This window comes from Neobacillus sp. Soil_C_43 (assembly GCF_057656715.1).
In genome coordinates, this window is sequence record NZ_JBDGJV010000008.1 from 122,364 (window position 1) to 139,252 (window position 16,889).

General features: G+C 43.4%; 19 protein-coding genes. All 19 read left to right on the forward strand.

All coding sequences use genetic code 11. The features are described from left to right. Positions 1-273: 273 nt before the first annotated feature. Positions 274-1,221, forward strand: coding sequence for an ABC transporter permease subunit (locus AC3A54_RS12625; protein WP_487654713.1), 948 nt, complete (start codon positions 274-276; stop codon positions 1,219-1,221). After that, positions 1,218-2,123 (forward strand): ABC transporter permease subunit, encoded by a 906-nt coding sequence (locus AC3A54_RS12630; RefSeq protein ID WP_487654714.1) that lies wholly within the window; start codon positions 1,218-1,220, stop codon positions 2,121-2,123. The genes AC3A54_RS12625 and AC3A54_RS12630 overlap by 4 nt, the downstream gene beginning before the upstream one ends. A 50-nt stretch (positions 2,124-2,173) precedes the next feature. After that, entirely contained in the window at positions 2,174-2,488 is a 315-nt protein-coding gene (locus tag AC3A54_RS12635; protein ID WP_487654715.1) for a magnetosome magnetite crystal formation protein family, read from the forward strand. A 39-nt stretch (positions 2,489-2,527) separates the two neighbouring features. Next, positions 2,528-3,637 (forward strand): DUF4097 family beta strand repeat-containing protein, encoded by a 1,110-nt coding sequence (locus AC3A54_RS12640; protein WP_487654716.1) that lies wholly within the window; start codon positions 2,528-2,530, stop codon positions 3,635-3,637. A gap of 17 nt (positions 3,638-3,654) precedes the next feature. Further along, a complete protein-coding gene (locus AC3A54_RS12645; protein WP_487654717.1) occupies positions 3,655-4,023 on the forward strand; it encodes a phage holin family protein in 369 nt (122 codons plus the stop codon). Between the two features lie 131 nt (positions 4,024-4,154). Beyond that, the gene (hprK, locus tag AC3A54_RS12650; protein ID WP_487654718.1) at positions 4,155-5,090 is read left to right on the forward strand and encodes an HPr(Ser) kinase/phosphatase; all 936 of its coding nucleotides are present in this window, start codon (positions 4,155-4,157) and stop codon (positions 5,088-5,090) included. Positions 5,091-5,110: 20 nt separating this feature from the next. After that, positions 5,111-5,926 carry a prolipoprotein diacylglyceryl transferase gene (gene lgt / locus AC3A54_RS12655; protein ID WP_487654719.1) on the forward strand — a complete coding sequence of 272 codons (816 nt, stop codon included), beginning with the start codon at positions 5,111-5,113 and terminating at the stop codon, positions 5,924-5,926. A gap of 37 nt (positions 5,927-5,963) precedes the next feature. Continuing rightward, a complete protein-coding gene (locus AC3A54_RS12660; protein WP_487654720.1) occupies positions 5,964-6,908 on the forward strand; it encodes a nucleoside recognition domain-containing protein in 945 nt (314 codons plus the stop codon). Then, positions 6,901-7,545, forward strand: a complete 645-nt coding sequence (gene ppaX / locus AC3A54_RS12665) for a pyrophosphatase PpaX (protein ID WP_487654721.1) — start codon at positions 6,901-6,903, stop codon at positions 7,543-7,545. Before AC3A54_RS12660 ends, ppaX begins: the two co-directional genes overlap by 8 nt. Positions 7,546-7,550: 5 nt before the next feature. After that, positions 7,551-8,084: an acyltransferase gene (locus AC3A54_RS12670; RefSeq protein ID WP_487654722.1), complete on the forward strand. Its 534-nt coding sequence runs from the start codon at positions 7,551-7,553 to the stop codon at positions 8,082-8,084. A 394-nt stretch (positions 8,085-8,478) separates the two neighbouring features. Further along, positions 8,479-9,651 (forward strand): ATP phosphoribosyltransferase regulatory subunit, encoded by a 1,173-nt coding sequence (locus tag AC3A54_RS12675; protein ID WP_487654723.1) that lies wholly within the window; start codon positions 8,479-8,481, stop codon positions 9,649-9,651. Further along, positions 9,644-10,282, forward strand: a complete 639-nt coding sequence (hisG, locus tag AC3A54_RS12680) for an ATP phosphoribosyltransferase (RefSeq protein WP_487654724.1) — start codon at positions 9,644-9,646, stop codon at positions 10,280-10,282. The genes AC3A54_RS12675 and hisG overlap by 8 nt, the downstream gene beginning before the upstream one ends. A gap of 1 nt (position 10,283) precedes the next feature. Beyond that, positions 10,284-11,561, forward strand: coding sequence for a histidinol dehydrogenase (gene hisD / locus AC3A54_RS12685; protein ID WP_487654725.1), 1,278 nt, complete (start codon positions 10,284-10,286; stop codon positions 11,559-11,561). Positions 11,562-11,753: 192 nt separating this feature from the next. Then, positions 11,754-12,341: an imidazoleglycerol-phosphate dehydratase HisB gene (gene hisB / locus AC3A54_RS12690; RefSeq protein ID WP_335546411.1), complete on the forward strand. Its 588-nt coding sequence runs from the start codon at positions 11,754-11,756 to the stop codon at positions 12,339-12,341. An 85-nt stretch (positions 12,342-12,426) separates the two neighbouring features. Beyond that, a complete protein-coding gene (gene hisH, locus AC3A54_RS12695; RefSeq protein ID WP_487654726.1) occupies positions 12,427-13,053 on the forward strand; it encodes an imidazole glycerol phosphate synthase subunit HisH in 627 nt (208 codons plus the stop codon). Continuing rightward, positions 13,050-13,775, forward strand: a complete 726-nt coding sequence (hisA, locus tag AC3A54_RS12700; protein WP_487654727.1) for a 1-(5-phosphoribosyl)-5-[(5-phosphoribosylamino)methylideneamino]imidazole-4-carboxamide isomerase — start codon at positions 13,050-13,052, stop codon at positions 13,773-13,775. Before hisH ends, hisA begins: the two co-directional genes overlap by 4 nt. Positions 13,776-13,820: 45 nt before the next feature. After that, entirely contained in the window at positions 13,821-14,582 is a 762-nt protein-coding gene (gene hisF / locus AC3A54_RS12705; protein ID WP_487654774.1) for an imidazole glycerol phosphate synthase subunit HisF, read from the forward strand. Then, positions 14,579-15,205 carry a bifunctional phosphoribosyl-AMP cyclohydrolase/phosphoribosyl-ATP diphosphatase HisIE gene (hisIE, locus tag AC3A54_RS12710; protein ID WP_487654728.1) on the forward strand — a complete coding sequence of 209 codons (627 nt, stop codon included), beginning with the start codon at positions 14,579-14,581 and terminating at the stop codon, positions 15,203-15,205. The genes hisF and hisIE overlap by 4 nt, the downstream gene beginning before the upstream one ends. Before the next feature lie 147 nt (positions 15,206-15,352). Then, positions 15,353-16,843, forward strand: a complete 1,491-nt coding sequence (locus tag AC3A54_RS12715; protein WP_487654729.1) for a tetratricopeptide repeat protein — start codon at positions 15,353-15,355, stop codon at positions 16,841-16,843. The last annotated feature ends 46 nt before the right edge of the window (positions 16,844-16,889 follow it).

Here is a 16,889-nt window from a genome sequence, read left to right on the forward strand (position 1 = left end):
GTTGATGGTTTCAGCTTTTTTTTGTGTGCATAAACTGTGTTTGGCGGAATAAATCGAAAAGTTGGCGGAAAACTGGCCAAAGTTGGCTGAATAACTCCAAAAGTTGGCGGAATCTCGGCGGAATCCGGCGGAATCCCTCCGCAACTCCTCATAAAAAATCTCAAAACCCAGTCACCTTTCCTCTTTTCTTACGTCTACTTATATGCAGATTAGTTCGAATATTGAAACACTTCTGATGTGTTAGTAAAATATAGGAATAAAGGAGTTGAAAAAATGATTATTCGTTCCATTGTCTATCAGGCGATATTGTGGTTAATTACAATATTTCTATTTTTAAGTCTCTTATTCTTACCGCGCACCACCTCCTATCAAACTGGTTCCGGAGGCGAGTTTCTCAGTGCTATCTATAACTATTCCTTTGACCAGCATGTGAATCAGTTTACAGAATTTTTTCAATACATAAGGGAAAATGAGGGACTTGGTACCGTTTATAACGGCTACTCCTTAACAGAGAATATCTGGCGCACCTTCCAAAAAAGCATGCTTATCGTCATACCTGCTCTCTTCCTTGGCTTTTTCCTTGGCGTTGCAAAAGGAATCTTTGATTTTCGAATACGCAGCCGAAGAGGAAAGCTATTTGGAGTAAGCATGACAAGATTCTTCCTCTCCGTTCCGGATCTATTTTTAATCATTGCCCTACAGCTGCTCATCATGGAAGGCTATGAAGCAGGAATCCTGCCACACATTGTAGTGTATGGGAGTGACCAGATCAGCGTCGTTCTATTAGATATTCTTTTTCTAGCCATTTACCCGCTGTTTTACATAGCCAATATCACTTATTTCAGCATCCGTGACGAGCAGGGAATGGATTACATACGCACTGCTTTCTCTAAAGGGACCTCTTCCTTTAAAGTATTATATCGCCATGTCCTAAAAAATTGCTTTGTGAAAATATTAAGCCATACCAATACGATTACGCTTTATACTCTATCAAACTTGTTTATAGTTGAGTTTCTAACAAACTATCGAGGAGCTGCTTTCTTTTTCTATGAAACGGTAACCTCTCCAGAGTTCTTCCGAGTCGGAATGAATATAAAAATTCAGCTGTATCCGGCAGCGGGATATATTATTCTATTTACCGCTGTTATTTTTCTAGCGAAGGTTCTTAGTGAAATCGCCAGAGGAATGGTATCTCCGTTAGAAAGGAGGGGATTGGATTGAAGAATTATAAGCTGTGGATTAGCAGCATCTTTTTACTATTTTTATTGATTCTTATGTTTGCCGGCCATTCCCTACCGTTTGTGGATAGTAAGTTAAAGCAGAATGGAGCCATAAAAACAGAGGAGGGGAAATTCTATCTGCCGCCGTTTCCTCCGATGGAAGGGTATCCGCTTGGGAGTAACCATGAAGGGGTCGATATCTTAAGCCTTCTCGTGATGGGAGCAAAAGAGACATTGGGCATTGTTATCATGGTCGTTCTCATTCGCTATCTTTTAGCAATTCCGTTAGCTGTTGGCGGCTTTTATTCGAAATGGCTTGAAAAAATTCTCCAGGCTTGGCAGCAGCTTTTCTCCTTTATGCCGCCGATCTTTTTTGTTTCCTTTTTCGTGACTTTGCCATTTATCTTTTTTGCCCCTGATCGTGGGTTTCGGGTGATAGTGATACTGGCTGTCCTGGAAACCGGTCGTGTCGCCGAAATCATCCTTCAACATATGAAGGAGACGAGGCGGAGGCCATATATTGAAGCAGGCATTGCCGCAGGTGGTTCGCCGTTTAAGATGTTTAAAAACTATTATTTTCCCGCAGTTATTCCCCATATTATTATCTTAATCATCAACGATATGGGAAGGGTGCTGTTCCTGATCGCACAGCTTGGCGTTGTCCATATCTACGTCACGCATAAATTTATGACGGTGGAGAGTGGTGCATATGAGGTCGTGAATACCTCGCTCGCTTGGCCAACGATGTTCTCGACCATTACGAAGGATATTTTTACATACGAGTGGATCCCCTTTTCAGTTATCGGGGCCATTGCCCTCACCATTTTTATCTTTAATATGTTTGCGGACGGCATGCAGAGGTTTTTTGAAAGGAAATATCGGACGTTTCGATCAGATTTATAGAAACTTTTTTCCTTTCCATTCGTACATAGAGGTAAGAGGTGATGTACGAAATGGAAACAAGAAAGGTTCTATCAAGCTTGTGTTATTTCAGTATTTTTTTTGCAGGATTTATTTTTCCGCTTGTGGTGTATTTTGCCAGCGGTGATCAAGGAACAAAAGCGCATGCTAAAAAATCGTTATTCTCACATCTAATCCCGCTCATACTAATGCCGTTTGTTGTGATTGCTGTCCTGAATGATTCCGTCAACATCCAAAAGGAGATTCCTATTTTTACAATCATTAGCATAGTCGCTCTTGCGATCACCGGAATCGCTGTCACAATCTGGAACATTGTAAAAGGCGTAAAGGTATTACTTGCTGAATAAGCTTTAAGAGGGAAAAATTATGAGGCTGAGGTGGAAACCATGAAAGAGGAAAGAATTCGAATTTTAAAAATGGTGGAAGAAGGCAAGCTGAAGGTGGAGGAAGCTTTAACGTTGCTTGAGGAATTAGAAAAAGCGCAGGAGACGATGGAGCAGAAGCAGGAGCAAATGGTGAATGAACTGTCGACTGCTGTTCAATTTGAGGAGGCACAAAAGGAAGAAGCGTTTCAAGCGAAGTATCAATCCACAAAGGATAAAATTTTTGACTTTGTTGATTCCGCTTTGAAAAAACTCAAGGACTTTGATTTTGATTTGAACTTCGGCCAATCTGTTGATATTTCTCATATTTTTCAGCATGGGAATGCCGCCATGAAGGATATAGATATTGATGTGGCTAATGGCACCGTTAAAATCGCTGCTTGGGATCAACCTGATGTACGAATTGAATGTCAGGCCAAAGTGTATCGTGTGGAAAACCAAGACCAGGCACGTCAAAACTTCCTTCGTGATGTACACTTTTCAATCGAGAATGAGAAGTTACGTTTCACGACCCAGCAAAAATGGATGAAGGTCGATGCAATCATTTTTGTTCCAAAGGCTCAATATGATCGGATCCGAATTAGGATGTTTAATGGTACGGTAGTAGGAGAAGAGATGAAAGTGGGTGACCTTCGTGTAAAGACCGCCAATGGAAAAATAACGCTGAATCAGTTGAACGGAAAGAAAGCGGAATTGGAAACAGCCCATGGGAAAATTAAGGTCAACCGCAGTGTGCTCGATGAACTTGAAGCAGAAACCATACATGGAGCAATTATGGTAGAGGGTGATTTTAAGAAGGTCGAAACGCAATCCTTTAACGGTAATATTAGTTATAAGGTACGAGGAAATCGTTCTGAATGGATTCAAGCAAAAGCGATCACGGGTGGCATAGAGGTCTTTATTCCAGAGGGAATCCCTGTTAATGGTGAGCTGAAAACAAACCTAGGTGGGTTTCATGTGAACCTCATTGGCGTTCAGGTGCTCGAAGAAAAAACGGAGATGATTCAAAAGTCACTTCGCTTTCAATCGGTCAATCATCCTGATAAAATGATGAGAATCTATGCGGATACAAAAACAGGTTCCATTACGATCCACAAATCACTTGAAGAATAAGTAGGAGATTTTAAATTATGAGATGGCTGATAGGATGTTTAATTAATGCAGTTTTGTTCATGGCACTTGCTGGCTATTTTCATGAAAGCTTTCAATTGACAGGATTTTGGGCCGCCTTACAAGCGAGCATTTTATTATCCATCTTAAATGTTCTGGTGCGACCACTTTTAATTTTATTTACATTACCTGTAACCATCTTATCAATGGGGCTTTTCTTGTTTGTGATCAATGCCATCACACTTGAATTAACCGATTATTTAATGGGTGAGGCATTTGAGATTCAAGGTTTCGGGATGGCGCTGTTCTTTGCCGTCATGATGTCTCTTGTAAATATTATCATTCATAAAACCATCTTAGATCCATCTAGGGAATCAAAGGATAACTGAGGGTGCAACTTTGCACCCTTTTTTTATTTGGTTCTTTTTCAAAAAATGCTAAAATAGGAGGTAATGAAATTTTTTGTATTATTTGTGAACTGTCGTTTATGAATAATGCCATTCAATGAGGAGGAAGCTACTTGCCAAAAGTACGTACGATAGACATAGTAAAGAAATTTCAGCTTGAATTGGTCAGTGGTGAAGAGGGAATCAATCGTCCCATTACTACGAGTGATATATCGCGTCCAGGTATTGAAATTGCAGGGTATTTTGAATTTTATCCAGCGGAGCGCATTCAACTTTTAGGAAAAACGGAGCTATCCTTTTTCGAAGAGCTTTCTGAGAGTGAGCGAGTTTCTAGAATGGAGCGGTTATGTACGGATATCACTCCAGCTATTATCGTCACTAGAGATATTGAAGTTCCTGTGGAATTAATTGAAGCCGCGGAACGGGAATCAGTGCCTGTCTTACGGACAAGCATGAAAACCACCCGCTTCTCCAGCCGCTTAACGAACTTTTTAGAAAGTAAGCTGGCTCCAACCACAGCTGTTCACGGTGTGTTAGTGGATGTGTATGGAATTGGTGTATTGATTACCGGTAAAAGTGGCGTAGGTAAAAGTGAAACAGCGCTAGAGCTAGTCAAGCGCGGCCATCGCCTTGTTGCTGATGATTGCGTGGAAATTCGCCAAGAAGACCAGGATACATTAGTAGGTACCTCCCCAGAGTTAATTGAACACTTATTAGAAATTCGCGGCTTAGGAATTATCAATGTTATGACCTTATTCGGTGCTGGTGCAGTACGTAGCAACAAACGAATTACACTCATCATGAATTTAGAAATCTGGGATGCGAAAAAGCAATATGACCGCCTTGGTTTAGATGAAGAGAAAATGAAGATTATTGATACGGAAGTGACAAAGATGACCGTCCCTGTCCGCCCAGGAAGAAACTTAGCTGTAATCATCGAAGTAGCAGCGATGAATTTCCGATTAAAAAGAATGGGTGTAAACGCAGCACAGCAATTTACAGATCGCTTATCAGATGTGATTGAAGACGGAGAACACGAAGATATTTAAAGGGTAAAGGAGAGAGAGAGATGAACGAAACGATTCAACCGCTAAATCCGATTGCCTTTTCACTAGGACCAATCGATGTGCATTGGTATGGAATTATTATCGGATCCGGTCTGGCACTGGCGTTATTCCTTGCGATTAGAGAAGGGGATCGCCGAGGATTGCCGAAGGATACATTTGCCGATTTGATGCTTTGGGCGATTCCGATTGCGATTATTTCGGCACGCATTTATTATGTTATTTTTGAATGGAAGTATTATATTAAACATCCGATTGAAGCACCGCAGATTTGGAATGGTGGAATTGCTATTCACGGTGCATTGATAGGAGCGGTTATCACTACGTATGTGTTTTCAAAAAAACGTGGGATCTCCTTCTGGAAGATTGCAGATATCGCCGCACCAAGTATAATTCTTGGACAGGCAATTGGCCGTTGGGGTAACTTTATGAATCAGGAAGCACATGGCCGTGAAGTAACAAGGACCTTCCTTGAAAATCTGCACTTACCGGACTTTATTATTAATCAGATGTATATCGACGGAACGTACTATCACCCAACCTTCTTATACGAATCCATTTGGGATTTTGTCGGCTTTATCTTATTAATTTTACTTCGTCGCGTGAATTTCCGCCGTGGAGAGCTCTTCCTGTCCTATGTGATTTGGTATTCCATTGGCCGCTTTTTCGTGGAGGGAATGCGAACAGACAGCTTAATGCTTGGAAGTCTTCGAATGGCACAAACGATTTCGATTGCCCTTGTGGTTGGAGCATTGGCATTTTTAATTTATCGCCGAACGAAGAAACTTTCAGAGGCGCATTATTTAGATCAAGCAAATTAGATTATAGAGACTAGATTGGCAAAGGAGTATAGGGGAAATGCTATTAAGCTCATTAAAAAAAGGGCTGCTGGTTGGCTTAAAGACAACATGGACCTTAGGGAAAATTATTTTTCCCGTTACCTTAATTGTGGCAGTGCTGCAGTATACACCTGTACTGCCTTGGCTCATAAAAATGATTTCCCCGCTCATGAAGCTCATTGGTTTGTCGGGGGATGCAGCCATTCCGCTTGTTCTAGGGAACTTTCTCAACCTATATGCGGCAATTGGCGCCATACTCACGCTGGATTTTTCGGTAAAAGAAGTGTTTATCTTAGCGGTCATGCTATCTTTTTCACATAACTTATTCATCGAATCTAGTGTAGCCATGAAAGCAGGAGTAAAGCTGTGGGTAGTTCTTGTAACGAGACCAGGACTAGCCCTTCTTTCAGCGGCCGTCATTAATCTTGTCTGGCATGGAGGCGGAGAAAAGGCCCAGTATGGTTTAATTGAGCCGAGTACCGTACACGCGGATGGAGTAACAGGGATCATATTGGAGGCCGTTCAAAAAGCAGGACTAGGTATTTTACAATTAGCGATGATTGTCATTCCGCTTATGGTAGTCATTCAGATTTTAAAAGATTTACAGTGGTTAAATCGCTTCTCAAAAACAATGGCTCCAGTCACGAGAACACTTGGAATGAAGGAAAATACGTCTACCACGATGGCGGCCGGTCTTTTATTCGGTTTAGCCTATGGGGCAGGTGTGATGATCCAGGCGGTTAAAGAGGATGGAGTCAGTAAGAAGGATATTACATTGGCCTTTATTTTTCTCATGGCCTGCCATGCCGTTGTGGAAGATACATTGATCTTTGTTCCGCTCGGCATTCCTGTATGGCCGTTATTCTTAATCCGGCTGGGTGTGGCCGTTCTGTTAACCCTAATTGTTGGAACTATATGGACACGCTCAGGACTAGTGAAAAGAAAGGAAGCAACATATGACTAACAAAATTACAACCGTCCTTTTTGATTTAGATGGGACACTCATTGATACGAATGAATTAATTATCACGACTTATTTGCATACTCTTGAAAAATATTATCCAAGCAAGTACCAACGAGAGGATGTTCTGCCTTTCCTCGGACCTACACTTCATGAGGTGTTTGGCAACATGGACCCTGACCGGGTGGAAGAAATGGTCTCAGAATACCGTGCTTTTAATATTGCCAATCATGATGATCTTGTAAAGGAATTCGTTGGTGTTAAGGAAACGGTTCAGAGGTTGAAGGATCGTGGGTATAAACTTGGTATTGTTACTACCAAGCGCCATGATGTGACACTTAAAGGGCTGCGGTTGATGGCGTTAGAAGAATACTTTGAAGTGATTGTAGCTTATGATCATGTAGAAAAAGTGAAACCGGACCCAGAACCAATTTTCAAGGCTCTTGAACAGCTGAATTCGACGCCTGAAGAGGCGATCATGGTGGGGGATAATTTCCACGATATTTTGGCTGGTAAAAATGCGGGCACAGCAACAGCCGGTGTGGCATGGTCCATTAAAGGCAGAGAATACGTGGCGAAGTATGAACCAGATTATATGCTAGAGAACATGAAGGATTTATTAACGATTCTCGGAGAGTGAGAAACATGAGGAAAACGACCCGCTACCCTGTTGAAGGTGCGAACTCCTTATGGCATGTCTATAAGACTGTGCCATTTTGGAAGGTTGTCAGAAACTTTATCGTCATTCAGTTGGCGCGTTATACGCCATTTCTGGGAATAAAAAATTGGCTGTATCGTACCTTGCTTGGGGTTAAGGTGGGTGAACAAACCAGTTTTGCACTGATGGTGATGCTTGATGTCATGTTCCCGGAAAAAATCAGTGTTGGGCGTAACACCGTGATTGGTTATAATACGACTATCCTGGCTCATGAGTATTTAATTAAGGAATACCGGCTTGGTCCCGTAACGATTGGCAGTGAGGTCATGATAGGTGCGAACTCCACGATTATGCCGGGGATTACGATAGGGGATGGAGCCATCGTGTCAGCGGCAACACTAGTGCATAAAGATGTTCCGGCTGGTGCGTTCGTTGGCGGAAACCCGATGCGGGTCATTTATACAAAGGAAGAACTGGCCGAGCGTTGGGCCGATGATCCGATATATGGTGGTCAAAAATAAACATTGATGGAAGCCTAGTTTAATGACTGGGCTTTTTTTTATGGAAAAAATTCAGCTAGGAATGGGAGGTTTGGCGGAATAAATGGAAAAAGTGGCGGAATCTCGCCACAAGTTGGCGGAATAAATAGGAAAGCTCGCGGAATTCAGTCCCGAATTGGCGGAATAAATGATAAATTCGGCGGAATGTTGTACTTAGTTCACAGAATAAATTTGCTTCCTGGTGGATTAATCCAATAACTGGGGTAAAATAATCACAAACTGTACTGATTTCCAAAAAGTAGAACACTTTTTCATTGACGAACAGTATGACTAGAGGTAAACTACTAATAACTTTAATTCATTATCACATTAGCAGACTAAAGCAATTGCAATTTTACAATAAAGGGTGAGCCGGATGAGTCGCTTGTTTATGTTTGAAAAGCCCATGGGGATGCGGGATACACTGCCAGAACTTTATGAAAAAAAAGACGGTGTACGTACATACATGTCCGATACGATGAAACTTTGGGGCTATCAATTTATTGAAACACCTACGCTTGAATACTATGAAACCGTTGGTGCAGCATCAGCCATTGCTGATCAACAGTTATTTAAATTGTTGGATAAAGAGGGACATACCTTGGTCCTTCGTCCAGATATGACAGCACCCATCGCACGGGTGGCAGCATCCAAGCTGTTAGAAGAAGACCTTCCTGTAAGATTAGCTTATTCAGCCAATGTATTTCGTGCCCAGCAGCGTGAAGGCGGCCGACCGGCTGAATTCGAACAAATAGGTGTGGAATGTTTGAACGAGGACACCGTTTCCTGCGATGGGGAGGTCATTGCCTTACTGATTTCTTCTTTGAAAAAAGCAGGACTGCCACAATTTCAAGTATCAGTTGGGCATGTTGGTTTTGCCCAGGAATTGTTTGTTCAAATTCTCGGAACGAATGGCCGGGCGAATGCATTACGTAAGTTTTTATTTGAGAAAAATTATGTCGGTTACCGCGAGCATGTAAACTCTTTACAGCTCTCTTCCATTGATAAGCAACGTCTCTTAAAGCTTTTACAATTAAGAGGCGGAGAAGAGGTCATCGGTCAAGCGCTTGATATTATTGAAAACGACAAGGGGAAAGAAGCCATTGTCGAATTGAAAGAGCTTTGGGATGTCATTAAAGATTATGGCGTCGAAGATTATGTGAAGTTTGATTTTACTATTGTCAGCCATATGAGCTATTATTCGGGCATTTTATTCGAGGCATACGCCGGGAATGTCGGTTTTCCGATTGGGAATGGCGGACGCTATAGTTTAATAGAGAAGTTTGGAAAAAAGGCAAGTGCCACTGGATTTGCTGTTCGAGTAGATATGCTTCTAGAAGCACTCGGTGGCGGTCCTCTGGAAAATACTACTCACTGCATTTTTTTCAGCCAGGAACGGCGCAAGGAAGCCTTTCAGTTAGCACATGAGATGCACGAGCAGGGGCAAAAAGCGGTGCTACAGGATATCACCGGTGTCAATAATCTTGATGCTTTTACAAAAAGATTTGCCGAGACAACCTATTTAATCGGAGGACGCGGCGATGAGTAACATACTAACAATTGCGATGCCAAAGGGACGTATATTTGAGGAGGCAGTGGAACTGCTTCGAAAAGCAAATTACCAGCTACCGCCCGAGTTTGATGATTCGCGAAAACTTATTATTGATGTGGAAGAGGAAGGCTTACGATTCATTTTAGCGAAGCCAATGGATGTTGCTACCTATGTAGAACACGGCGTGGCTGATGTGGGAATTGCCGGAAAGGATGTTTTATTGGAGGAGGAACGCGATGTGTATGAACTCCTTGACCTTAAAATTAGCTACTGCTACTTGGCAGTTGCCGGCCTGCCGAACACTAAAATGAATGATGTCGCTCCACGAGTGGCAACCAAATATCCGAATGTTGCGGAAGCCTATTTCCGCGAGCAGGGGGAACAAGTCGAAATTATTAAGTTAAACGGATCGATTGAATTAGCACCCATTATAGGATTATCCGACCGGATTGTAGATATTGTATCAACCGGTAGGACTTTAAAGGAAAACGGGCTGGTTGAATATGAACGAATTGGAGATGTGACTTCAAGGCTAGTTGTGAACCCTGTCAGCTACCGCATCTACGACAAGCGGATTGATGAGCTGGTGAGCCGACTGGCAGAAGTGGTGTCACAGGGGGTTTTGTAATATGAAAATACTAAAAGTGTCGGAACAGATTTCGATTAAGCGTTCGATTGAAGCGGGGACCACTGAGCAGGTGGCTATCGTTAAGGGGATTATTCAAGAGATACGGACCAGAGGTGATGAGGCGCTAAGAGAATATACGGAGAAATTCGATCGAGTGAACCTTTCTTCTTTTTCCGTAACCGAGGGGGAAATTGAGACAGCGTATCAGAAGGTCGATGAAGGTTTTGTTTCCATTGTTCGAGAGGCGGCGGAAAATATTCGTTCCTTCCATGAGAAACAGCTTCGTCCATCATGGATGACGACAGAGGAGAATGGGACGATTCTAGGTCAAAAAATAACCGCCCTCGATTCTGTTGGGGTATATGTTCCAGGTGGCACAGCCGCCTATCCATCTTCGGTACTAATGAACGTGATTCCAGCGAAGGTAGCAGGGGTCACGCGGATTGTAATGGTTTCACCGCCGGATTCAGAGGGGAATTTGCCTCCAGCCGTGTTGGTTGCTGCGAAGGAAGCTGGCGTCGAAGAGATTTATAAAGTGGGTGGAGCGCAAGCAATAGCGGCTTTAGCTTATGGGACAGAGTCGATTGCTTCCGTTGATAAAATTACTGGCCCTGGGAATATTTTTGTGGCGCTGGCTAAACGCGAAGTATTCGGAGATGTTGATATTGATATGATTGCTGGGCCAAGTGAAATTGCTATTTTAGCAGATGAAACGGCACCAGCAGATGAGATTGCGGCGGATCTGTTGTCACAGGCAGAGCACGATCCACGTGCCTGCAGTGTGTTGGTTACACCGTCGATGAGGTTAGCGGAAGAAGTAGCACAAGAGGTGGAGAAACAGCTTGTGGTGCTGCCGCGAAAAGAAATTGCTGCCCGTTCGATTGCGGATTATGGTGCGATTTATGTGGCCGCTGATTTGGATGAAGCCGTTGAGACGGTTAATCAGTTAGCGCCTGAGCATCTGGAGGTTATGACCGAGAACGCGATGGAGCTTCTTGGTAAAATTCGTCACGCGGGAGCGATTTTTATCGGGCGTTATAGCTCAGAGCCGGTAGGTGATTATTTCGCCGGACCGAATCATGTACTGCCGACAAACGGTACGGCGCGCTTCTCGAGCCCGCTGAATGTCGATGATTTTCAAAAGAAATCAAGTGTGATTGTCTATAGCAAGAAGGCGTTGCTGGAGAATGCGGCTAAAATTGCAAAGTTTGCGAGGATGGAAGGGCTAGAAGCACACGCCCGGGCCGTGGAAATACGTTTGGAAAATGATAAACAGTAGGATGAAGGACAAAATTCATCAAGTGGATGAAAGACAAAATCAACCGTTAAAAAGGCAAAACTGTCCTTCATCAGGCGAATGAAGGACAAAATGACCTGATAAATAGGCTTAACTGTCCTTCATATCGCTACAACCCTAATAAAGTACATAAAGATCTTAAAAATGAAGCAAGAATTATAGGAGGGCAACTTCATGGAAAGAGTGGCAAGTATTGAACGGAACACAAACGAGACAAAAATCCAACTAGCATTAGCTGTAGATGGGGAGGGACAGTCTAACCTAGAGACAGGTGTACCATTCCTTAGTCATATGCTTGATTTGTTCACGAAACACGGTCAATTCAATCTGACTGTTAATGCTAATGGCGATACTGAGGTGGATGATCACCACACAACAGAAGATATCGGCATTTGCTTAGGGCAAGCATTACGAGAAGCCCTTGGAGATAAGCGCGGCATTAAGCGCTACGGAAATGCCTTTGTTCCAATGGATGAAGCCTTGGCTCAAGTGGTTGTTGACCTCAGTAATCGCCCGCATCTCGAAATGCGTGCGGAGTTCCCTGGACAAAAAGTGGGAACCTTTGATACAGAGCTTGTCCACGAATTTCTATGGAAACTAGCCTTAGAGGCGAGAATGAACCTCCATGTAATTGTTCATTATGGAAAAAACACGCACCACATGATTGAAGCCGTCTTCAAAGCATTGGGCCGGGCGCTCGACGAAGCAACCACCATCGACCCACGCATCAAAGGCATCCCCTCCACAAAAGGGATGCTATAAAAAACAATGGTGTCAGGCACCACTCGAGGACACTGTCCACCGCAGGAGGACGATGTGAAAAATGCACCTAGAAAGGAGGGGCACGATGATTGGGATTATTGATTATGGTATGGGAAATTTATTTAGTGTGAGTAAGGCGTTGGAACGGCTAGGGGCCGAATATTTTATTTCGGCTGATCATAATGAATTACTTAACGCAGATGGGTTGATTATTCCCGGCGTTGGTTCCTTCCGAGATGCCATGGAACGCCTCCAAGTAAACACGATTAAGGAATATGCGGCAACAGGTAAACCCCTTCTCGGCATCTGTCTCGGTATGCAACTGCTTTTTGAAAGCAGCGAAGAAAACGGGCTCACGGAAGGATTAGGACTACTACCGGGAAGTGTACAGCGTTTCCCAGGCCAAACACCAGAAGGCGAGTCCTACAAAGTTCCACACATGGGCTGGAACAAGCTTGAATTTGTGAACGATTCACCACTTATAAAAAATCTGGAAGAGGATTATGTGTATTTTGTTCATTCCTATTTCGTAGACGCACAAAATTCCGACGTGTTAATCGCAAAAGCAGATTACCATGAACAGGTTTCGGCAGTGGTTGGTAAGGACAATATCATGGGAATGCAATTCCATCCTGAAAAAAGCAGTAAACTCGGGATGGCTCTTTTAAATAATTTTTTACAAATGGTGGAGGAAAGGAAGGCTATTCAATGAGTATCACAATTTATCCTGCCATTGATATGCGGGGCGGCAATTGCGTTCGTCTTCTTCAAGGGGATTATGATAAGGAAACAATCTACGGGGATTCCCCGTTTGATATGGCAAGAAGCTTTGCAGCTGATGGAGCCGAGTGGATTCACATGGTCGACCTTGATGGTGCAAAGGATGGCAAGAGGGTGAACGACCGATTTGTCATTGAGACCGCACAAAAGTTGAACGTGAAGGTCCAAATTGGCGGTGGAATTCGCTCGGAGGAAGACATCCTGCATTATCTCGAAAACGGCGTGGATCGGGTAATCATAGGGAGTATTGCCGTTTCTAACCCGGATTTTGCGATGGGAATGATTAAGAAGTACGGTGGGAAAATTGCGATTGGCATTGATGCCAAAAACGGATATGTGGCCACACACGGCTGGCTAGATACTTCGGAGCTTCGTGCACTCGATCTTGGCAAACGTTTTGCAGATGCAGGTGCAGAAACCTTTATTTTTACGGATATTGCAACCGACGGTACGCTCTCTGGACCAAATATTGAGGCGGTTTGCCAAATGGCTGAAGTAACCGGAAAAAATGTCATTGCTTCCGGTGGAGTAAGCAGTCTCGAGGATTTGAAGGCGTTAGCTTCTGAAAAAGGTATTAGCGGGGCGATTGTAGGAAAGGCCCTCTATGAGAATCGGTTTACCTTGAAGGAAGCCTTGGCATCGGCCAAAGCCTAATTTAAATAGAAACATGACGAGGCACGGAAAAGGATGGTGTAAATGATGACATTAACAAAACGAATTATTCCATGCCTTGACGTGAAGGATGGACGAGTAGTGAAAGGAGTCCAATTCGTGCAGCTTCGCGATGCGGGGGACCCAGTGGAATTGGCGCGCTTTTACGATGAACAAGGTGCAGATGAGCTTGTCTTTCTCGACATTTCTGCTTCCGTTGAGGGCAGAAAAACGATGGTCGAGGTTGTAAAGGCAGTCGCCACAGAGCTGGCGATCCCGTTTACCGTGGGCGGTGGTATCAACGCTTTAGAGGACATGAAGAGAATTCTTCGAGCTGGAGCGGATAAGGTGTCGTTAAATACGGCCGCCGTTATGAATCCTGAACTGATTGGGGAAGGCGCAGGATACTTCGGCTCGCAATGTATCGTCGTCGCAATCGATGCGAAATTTGACACTGAAATCGGAACGTGGCGTGTGTATACACATGGTGGACGAACACCTACGGAGAAAAAAGTTATCGAATGGGCTGTGGAAGCTGCCGAGCGTGGGGCTGGTGAGATTTTATTAACCAGCATGGATAGTGACGGGGAAAAGCGTGGATTTGACTTATCATTAACAAAAGCGGTCAGTGAGGCTGTTTCCATCCCTGTTATTGCATCGGGTGGGGCAGGAAATGCCGAACACTTTGAAGAAGCTTATGTTAGCGGGAAAGCTGATGCGGCCTTAGCTGCGTCGATTTTTCACTATAAAGAAACGTCCGTCCATGAAGTGAAAAGCTATTTGCGGGAAAAAGGAGTTGTCGTCCGATGAATATAGAAGAGATTCGTTTTGATGAAAAGGGTCTTGTCCCTGCCATCATCCAGGATGCAGAAACGATGGAAGTCTTAACGTTAGCTTATATGAACAAGGAATCGCTTGGAAAGACCCTTGAGACGGGTGAAACCTGGTTCTTCAGCCGTTCACGCCAAGAGTTATGGCATAAAGGGGCAACAAGTGGGAATACGCAATCAGTTGTCAGCATCAAATATGACTGTGATCAGGATGCACTCCTCGTGTTGGTCAATCCGAAGGGGCCTGCTTGTCATACGGGGGCCGTTAGCTGTTTTACGGACGAGGTAGCGGACCGGAAGACTGGATTGGCTGATTATGGCATCCTACAGAGGCTCGAGCAGGTCATTTGTCAACGGGAGCAGGAGCGTCCGGAAGGTGCCTATACCACATACCTTTTTGAAAAAGGCGTCGATAAGATTTTGAAAAAAGTCGGGGAAGAAGCGGCTGAGGTGATTATCGCTGCCAAAAACCGTGATCAAGAAGAACTGCGCTGGGAGGCGGCAGATTTACTCTATCACCTGCAGGTTTTATTGGTGGAACAAGGACTTCCATTTAAAGAAGTACTAAGAACCTTAGAAGAAAGACACAAGGACCGGTCCTAATGGGGCTGGTTTTCTTACGTGTTAGGGATATTGGGAAGAAAGATACTCCATAAAATATTTCTACAAGCCTGCATATTATAAACCTTCTCGAACAACCCGATAATGTGTTATACTACCTAAGTTATATTGATGAATGTGGAGGACTTCATGGGAAAAAAAGCGAAAGCAAGAATGCAAACGGGAAAAATACTTTCATTTGTTCCTACGGGGGAATATTATTTCACGAAGGGTTTGAAGGCATACCATCGACGTGATTTTATAAAAGCAAAAAAATATCTTGGGCGAGCGATTCAGCTTGAGCCGGGTGAACCGATGATTACATGCCAGTTGGCGATTGTGTCAACAGAACTTGGCGAGTTTGAAAATTCCAACCGACTCTTGCATCTCATCCTTGAAGAACTTGATCCGGAAATGGCGGAGTGCCACTACTTTTTAGCAAACAATTATGCCCACCTGGGATTTTTTAAAGATGCGTATCATCACGCGCAGCTCTACCTGCAACTAGATCCAGAGGGTGATTTTTCTAATGACACGGAAGATTTATTAGAGCTCCTAACCTTTGAATCAGATGGTCTAGAGGACGATTGGTATGAGCAGGATGATTTAATTGTCAAACAAGAACAGGCTCGTGACCTGTTAGAGTCGGGATACTTTCCAAAAGCGATTGAGCTGTTAAAGGATGTCGTCAAGGAATACCCAGAATACTGGTCAGCATACAACAACTTAGCGCTTGCCTATTTTTACTTAGGAAAAGCGGAAAAGGCAGAAAGCATTTTAGATGATGTGCTCGAGCGGAATCCAGGGAATTTACATGCCCTTTGTAACCGCTTGGTCTTTGCTCATTACCAAGGAAAACTGAAAAATGCTGCCAATTTGCATGAATCCCTGAAAAAAATTCAACCTATGTTAAGCGAACATCAATTTAAACTGGGTACTACCTTTGCCTTAGTGGGCGAATATGAACAGGCCTATTTATGGTTAAAGAAACTATATAAGCATGGCTATGATGGGGACGGTCCGTTTTATTATTGGCTTTCCTATTCAGCGTATTATACTGGCAATCAAAACTTTGCAAAAAGCACTTGGAAAAAGGTGCTTGAATTGAACCCTGACAAGGAAGGTTCTGAGCCATGGGGAGAAAAAGAAGTCGCGAATGGTTTTGAAGACCTGTCAGGCTCTATTTTTCAAAAGCTTGAAAGCGACTATGTAGAAGAGCGATTATTTGCTCTGTTTCTCACAACAGTATCCAGTAAAAAAGAAGAAATTATTACTTCTAAGCGGCTTTTTCAAAATCAAAAGCTTACCACGTTAGAGAAGGAATATATTTCATTAATTCGTTCGGGAAAACAATCGACAACAGCAGATGCACAGGAAATTGCAGAGATTTTTTATGAAAATCATCAGCCGATTGGCATGATGGAGTCAGGCTTATATTTGATGTGGTTTTCTGTTTTCGTTGAACTTTCTAAAGCCAACGTCAGCTTGAAAAATAAACGTGCCTGGGCTGGGGCAGTGGAATATGTATGGTACAAGTTGCGAAGTGAAAAAGTTTCGCAGCAAGAAGTAGCCAACCGTTACGGACTTTCATCTGCAACAATTGGTAAATATGTCAAACTTGTAAACGATTTTCTAAATTAAGCAGATAAATGGACTATAAACCGATTGTTTATTACGATTAAGTAGG

What these genes read in the sequence shown, in the direction of transcription:
- AC3A54_RS12625 (WP_487654713.1), top strand. Translation starts at nt 274, where the DNA reads ATGATTATTCGTTCCATTGTCTATCAGGCGATATTGTGGTTAATTACA.
- AC3A54_RS12635 (WP_487654715.1), top strand. Translation starts at nt 2,174, where the DNA reads ATGGAAACAAGAAAGGTTCTATCAAGCTTGTGTTATTTCAGTATTTTT.
- AC3A54_RS12640 (WP_487654716.1), top strand. Translation starts at nt 2,528, where the DNA reads ATGAAAGAGGAAAGAATTCGAATTTTAAAAATGGTGGAAGAAGGCAAG.
- AC3A54_RS12645 (WP_487654717.1), top strand. Translation starts at nt 3,655, where the DNA reads ATGAGATGGCTGATAGGATGTTTAATTAATGCAGTTTTGTTCATGGCA.
- lgt (WP_487654719.1), top strand. Translation starts at nt 5,111, where the DNA reads ATGAACGAAACGATTCAACCGCTAAATCCGATTGCCTTTTCACTAGGA.
- AC3A54_RS12660 (WP_487654720.1), top strand. Translation starts at nt 5,964, where the DNA reads ATGCTATTAAGCTCATTAAAAAAAGGGCTGCTGGTTGGCTTAAAGACA.
- ppaX (WP_487654721.1), top strand. Translation starts at nt 6,901, where the DNA reads ATGACTAACAAAATTACAACCGTCCTTTTTGATTTAGATGGGACACTC.
- AC3A54_RS12670 (WP_487654722.1), top strand. Translation starts at nt 7,551, where the DNA reads ATGAGGAAAACGACCCGCTACCCTGTTGAAGGTGCGAACTCCTTATGG.
- AC3A54_RS12675 (WP_487654723.1), top strand. Translation starts at nt 8,479, where the DNA reads ATGAGTCGCTTGTTTATGTTTGAAAAGCCCATGGGGATGCGGGATACA.
- hisG (WP_487654724.1), top strand. Translation starts at nt 9,644, where the DNA reads ATGAGTAACATACTAACAATTGCGATGCCAAAGGGACGTATATTTGAG.
- hisD (WP_487654725.1), top strand. Translation starts at nt 10,284, where the DNA reads ATGAAAATACTAAAAGTGTCGGAACAGATTTCGATTAAGCGTTCGATT.
- hisB (WP_335546411.1), top strand. Translation starts at nt 11,754, where the DNA reads ATGGAAAGAGTGGCAAGTATTGAACGGAACACAAACGAGACAAAAATC.
- hisH (WP_487654726.1), top strand. Translation starts at nt 12,427, where the DNA reads ATGATTGGGATTATTGATTATGGTATGGGAAATTTATTTAGTGTGAGT.
- hisA (WP_487654727.1), top strand. Translation starts at nt 13,050, where the DNA reads ATGAGTATCACAATTTATCCTGCCATTGATATGCGGGGCGGCAATTGC.
- hisF (WP_487654774.1), top strand. Translation starts at nt 13,821, where the DNA reads ATGACATTAACAAAACGAATTATTCCATGCCTTGACGTGAAGGATGGA.
- hisIE (WP_487654728.1), top strand. Translation starts at nt 14,579, where the DNA reads ATGAATATAGAAGAGATTCGTTTTGATGAAAAGGGTCTTGTCCCTGCC.
- AC3A54_RS12715 (WP_487654729.1), top strand. Translation starts at nt 15,353, where the DNA reads ATGGGAAAAAAAGCGAAAGCAAGAATGCAAACGGGAAAAATACTTTCA.